Genomic DNA, 4,101 nt, shown 5'->3' with positions numbered 1-4,101 from the left:
TCGGGGCAAACGCCTGGACGAGATGATCCCGGCCTTACGTGCGCTGTGGCAGGGCGGCTGGGTGTCGTGGAGCGGTCGCTACTACCAGGTGCCCGAGTTGATGCTCGAGCCCCATCCGAGCACGCCGGTGCCGATCCTGTGTGGCGGCGAATCGGAGGTGGCGCTGCGCCGGGCGGCGCGGCTGTGCGACGGGTGGGTTGGCACGGCCTACGCGTGGGACGACGCGGTTGGCTATGTGCAGAGGCTGACCGCGTTGCGGCGCGAGTACGGGCGGCACGCCGAACCGTTCGAGATCATGCTGGCGTTGCTGGAACCGCCGTCCGCCGATCTTTTCCGGCGCGCCGAAGACCTCGGGGTGACGGCGGTGATGTGCGCCCCCTGGATGGGCACTACGAATGTCGAGGCGGACGACTTCAAACATCCAGCCGAGCGCTACCGACCGTCGATCGAGCGGTTCGCGCAGACCATCATCGAGAAGTGCCGTTAGCGGCTAGAGCCGGTGGGGAACGTCGTTGATCAGGCCGCCGTCCATCACGAATTCGGCGCCGGTGGCATAAGAGGATTCGTCGCTGGCCAAGAACACCACGAAGCTGGCGACCTCGTCCGAGACGCCGGGGCGGCCGAGCGGGACGGTGACCATGTCGTCCGGGAAGTGCTTGGTCATTGGGGTGCGGATGAAGCCGGGATGAATCGAGTTGACCCGGATGTTGTGCGGGGCCAATTCCAACGCGGCTGATTTCGACAGGCCGCGCACCGCCCACTTGGAGGCGACATACGGGTGCACCATCACGGCACCGCGCAGGCCTTCGATCGACGAGACGTTGATGATCGAACCGCCGCCCGCGGTCTTCATCGCCTCGACCGAGGCCTGGATGCCGTGAAATGTGCCGTTCAAGTTGACGTCGATGACCTTGTGCCACTTGTCCAAATTGAACTGGCCCAACTGGCCCAGCGCCACGATGCCGGCGTTGTTCACCAACACATTGAGCTTGCCGAACTCGTTGACCGCGGTGGATACCGCGGCCTCCCACTCGTCGGGCTGGGTAACGTCGAGGTGGACATAGCGCGCGGCCTCACCGATCTCGTCGGCCAGCGCTTTACCCTCATCGTCGAGGATGTCGCCGATCACCACCTTGGCGCCCTCATGTACCAGCATTCGGGCATCAGCAGCACCCATCCCCCGAGCGCCGCCGCTGATCACTGCAACTTTTCCGTCCACGCGTCCCATGACGCGAGACGCTACCGCACGCCGGGCAAAGAATTAGAACTTGTTCCACCGCCTTACCCGTGGCCGCCTACTGGGAAACAATCGAACGATGAGCGTCGCGACCTCGTTACTCACCGCATGCAGCGGGTTTCTGTTCGCTGTGTTGTGGATGGATCTGATGTTCGATGCGCAGGTTCTCGCCGACCGGCGGCCCGGCACCGACTTGCGCGAACCCGTGCTGGCTTCCATCGCGGGCTACTACCGGCGCGCGGTCACCGGATCCCGGCCGATGAGCCGGCTGATCGCTATCGTCATGGTGGTGTTACTGGGAGCGTTGGCGTTCCGGGCGGTCCGAGGCGACGACCCGGGCTGGTTGATGGCGATATCGGCTCTGCTCGCGGGCGCCCCGGTGCTGCTGGCACTGACGCACACGGTTCCCAACGCGGTCCGGCTCGGCAACCGTTCGGGCAGCCCGACCGACCAAAGCGCGCTGGCGCGGTCCATCTGGCGCGATCACCTGGTGTGCGCGGCCTGCATGCTGGCTTTCCTGGTGCTGTGGGTGGCCCACAACGAGATGGTCTAAGCAAGCCCGGGGGTCACAGCGGGAGAAATCCGTACTAAACTAGAACACGTTCCAGTTACGTCGCCGACAAGCAGACCAGTAAGGAATCAGGCATGCACACTCCCATCTGCGACGAGCTCGGCATCGAGTTCCCAATCTTCGCGTTCACGCACTGCCGCGATGTCGTCGTCGCGGTGAGCAAGGCCGGTGGTTTCGGCGTGCTGGGGGCTGTCGGCTTCACGCCCGAGCAGCTCGAGATCGAGCTGAAGTGGATCGACGAGAACATCGGCGATCATCCTTACGGGGTCGACATCGTCATCCCGAACAAGTACGAGGGCATGGACTCGCATCTGTCGGCCGAAGAACTGGCCGAGACGCTGCGCAAGATGGTGCCGCAGGAGCATCTGGATTTCGGAAAGAAGATTCTCGCCGATCACGGTGTCCCGGTCGAGGACAGCGACGGCGACAGCCTGCAGCTACTTGGGTGGACCGAGGCGACCGCCACGCCCCAGGTCGAGGTGGCGCTCAAACACCCGAAGGTGAAGATGATCGCCAATGCGCTCGGTACCCCGCCGGCCGACATGGTCAAGCACATCCATGAGGCCGGACTGAGGGTGGCCGCGCTGTGCGGCTCCCCCTCGCAGGCTCGCAAGCACGCCGACGCGGGCGTCGACATCATCATCGCGCAGGGCGGCGAGGCCGGCGGGCACTGCGGCGAGGTGGGCTCGATTGTGTTGTGGCCACAGGTCGTCAAGGAGGTCGCTCCGGTACCGGTGCTGGCCGCGGGCGGTATCGGCAGCGGCGAACAGATCGCGGCGGCGCTGGCTTTGGGCGCCCAGGGGGCGTGGACCGGTTCGCAATGGTTAATGGTCGAGGAATCCTCGAACACCCCGGTGCAGCAGGCGGCCTACATCAAGGCGGGCAGCCGCGACACCGTCCGCAGCCGCTCGTTCACCGGTAAGCCGGCCCGCATGCTGCGCAACGACTGGACCGAAGCCTGGGAGCAGCCGGACAACCCGAAACCGCTCGGCATGCCGTTGCAGTACATGGTGTCCGGCATGGCGGTTCGGGCCACGAACCGCTACCCCAACGAGTCTGTCGACGTGGCGTTCAACCCGGTCGGTCAGGTCGTCGGACAGTTCAGCAAGGTGGAAAAGACGTCGACGGTGATCGAGCGTTGGGTGCAGGAGTACCTGGAGGCGACGAACAGGCTGGACGAACTTAACGCCGCCGCGGCTGTCTGAGCACGCAGTCCGTCTAGTCAATCAATTCGTTGGAGCGCCGCCTAGGGTGACCTCGACAGTCCGACTCGCGCCCGACGGATCGGTGTAGGTGAGGGTCACCTTGTCGCCGGGCGCCTTGGATTTCATCATCGCGACAAGTGCGTCAGCGCTGTCGATGGTGTGATCGTCGGCCTTGGTGATCACCGCGCCGTTGGGCAGGCCAGCCGTGGCGGCTGGGCTGCCGGCTATCAGTGCAACGATCTTCGCGCCGTGGGGATCGGTGATGAGCCGCGCGCCTAAAAGGGCGGTCTCGGCGGCTATCGGAAGGTCGGGGCATAACTGGATGTAGCCGATGGTGGGTGAGATCCAATCGCGCCAGCCGTGGGGGCTGATGTTGGAGGTGAGCTTCGAGCACAGGGTTGCCACGGTGGCATCCAAGGGGGTGGGCCACAACCGCACGGTTTTGTCGAGACTGCCGGAGGCCAGGGTCCGCCCGTCGCGGCTGAACGCCACACCGAACACGGCGCCGGTGTGGCCGGTCAGGGGTTGGCCCAGCGGTGCGGGGTGGGCCGGGTCGGTGAGGTTCCACAACCGCACGGTGGCGTCGTCGCTGACGGAGGCCAGGGTGTGCCCGTCGGGGCTGACCGCCACACTGAACACGGCGCCGGTGTGGCCGGTCAGGGGTTGGCCCAGCGGTGCGGGATGGGCCGGGTCGGTGAGGTTCCACATCCGCACGGTGTCATCAAAACTGGCGGAGGCCAGGGTGCGCCCGTCGGGGCTGAACGCCACACTGTGAACCTCGGCGGTGTGGCCGGTTAGGGGCGCGCCCAGCGGTGCGGGGTGGGCCGGGTCGGTGAGGTTCCACAACCGCACGGTGGTGTCGTAGCTGCCGGAGGCCAGGGTGTGCCCGTCGGGGCTGAACGCCATACTGAACACCGGGCCGGTGTGGCCGGTTAGGGGCGCGCCCAGCGGTGCGGGGTGGGCCGGGTCGGTGAGGTTCCACAACCGCACGGTGGTGTCGTCGCCGGCGGAGGCCAGGGTGTGCCCGTCGGGGCTGAACGCCACACTGAACACCGGGCCGGTGTGGCCGGTTAGGGGCGCGCCCAGCG

General features: G+C 66.2%; 5 protein-coding genes. 3 read left to right on the top strand and 2 right to left on the bottom strand.

The window, feature by feature from the left end; all coding sequences use genetic code 11:
• On the top strand, positions 1 to 487 hold a 487-nt coding region (locus VEI45_RS12010; protein WP_324853401.1), incomplete at its 5' end, for an LLM class flavin-dependent oxidoreductase.
• Positions 488 to 490: 3 nt separating this feature from the next.
• Here VEI45_RS12010 and VEI45_RS12005 read toward each other — a convergent pair.
• Entirely contained in the window at positions 491 to 1,228 is a 738-nt protein-coding gene (locus tag VEI45_RS12005; RefSeq protein WP_324853399.1) for a glucose 1-dehydrogenase, read from the bottom strand.
• A gap of 88 nt (positions 1,229 to 1,316) precedes the next feature.
• Between VEI45_RS12005 and VEI45_RS12000 the strand changes: the two genes are divergently transcribed.
• The gene (locus tag VEI45_RS12000; RefSeq protein ID WP_324853397.1) at positions 1,317 to 1,790 is read left to right on the top strand and encodes a hypothetical protein; all 474 of its coding nucleotides are present in this window, start codon (positions 1,317 to 1,319) and stop codon (positions 1,788 to 1,790) included.
• Between the two features lie 92 nt (positions 1,791 to 1,882).
• Entirely contained in the window at positions 1,883 to 3,013 is a 1,131-nt protein-coding gene (locus VEI45_RS11995) for a nitronate monooxygenase family protein (RefSeq protein WP_324853395.1), read from the top strand.
• Positions 3,014 to 3,034: 21 nt separating this feature from the next.
• Here VEI45_RS11995 and VEI45_RS11990 read toward each other — a convergent pair.
• Positions 3,035 to 4,101: PDZ domain-containing protein (locus VEI45_RS11990; protein ID WP_324853393.1), on the bottom strand; the 1,067-nt coding region annotated here is incomplete at its 5' end.

It is taken from the genome of Mycobacterium sp. (assembly GCF_035623875.1).
Taxonomy (GTDB): domain Bacteria; phylum Actinomycetota; class Actinomycetes; order Mycobacteriales; family Mycobacteriaceae; genus Mycobacterium.
This window is presented reverse-complemented; position numbering and strand designations above follow the sequence as displayed.

What these genes read in the sequence shown, in the direction of transcription:
- VEI45_RS12005 (WP_324853399.1), bottom strand. Translation starts at nt 1,228, where the DNA reads ATGGGACGCGTGGACGGAAAAGTTGCAGTGATCAGCGGCGGCGCTCGG.
- VEI45_RS12000 (WP_324853397.1), top strand. Translation starts at nt 1,317, where the DNA reads ATGAGCGTCGCGACCTCGTTACTCACCGCATGCAGCGGGTTTCTGTTC.
- VEI45_RS11995 (WP_324853395.1), top strand. Translation starts at nt 1,883, where the DNA reads ATGCACACTCCCATCTGCGACGAGCTCGGCATCGAGTTCCCAATCTTC.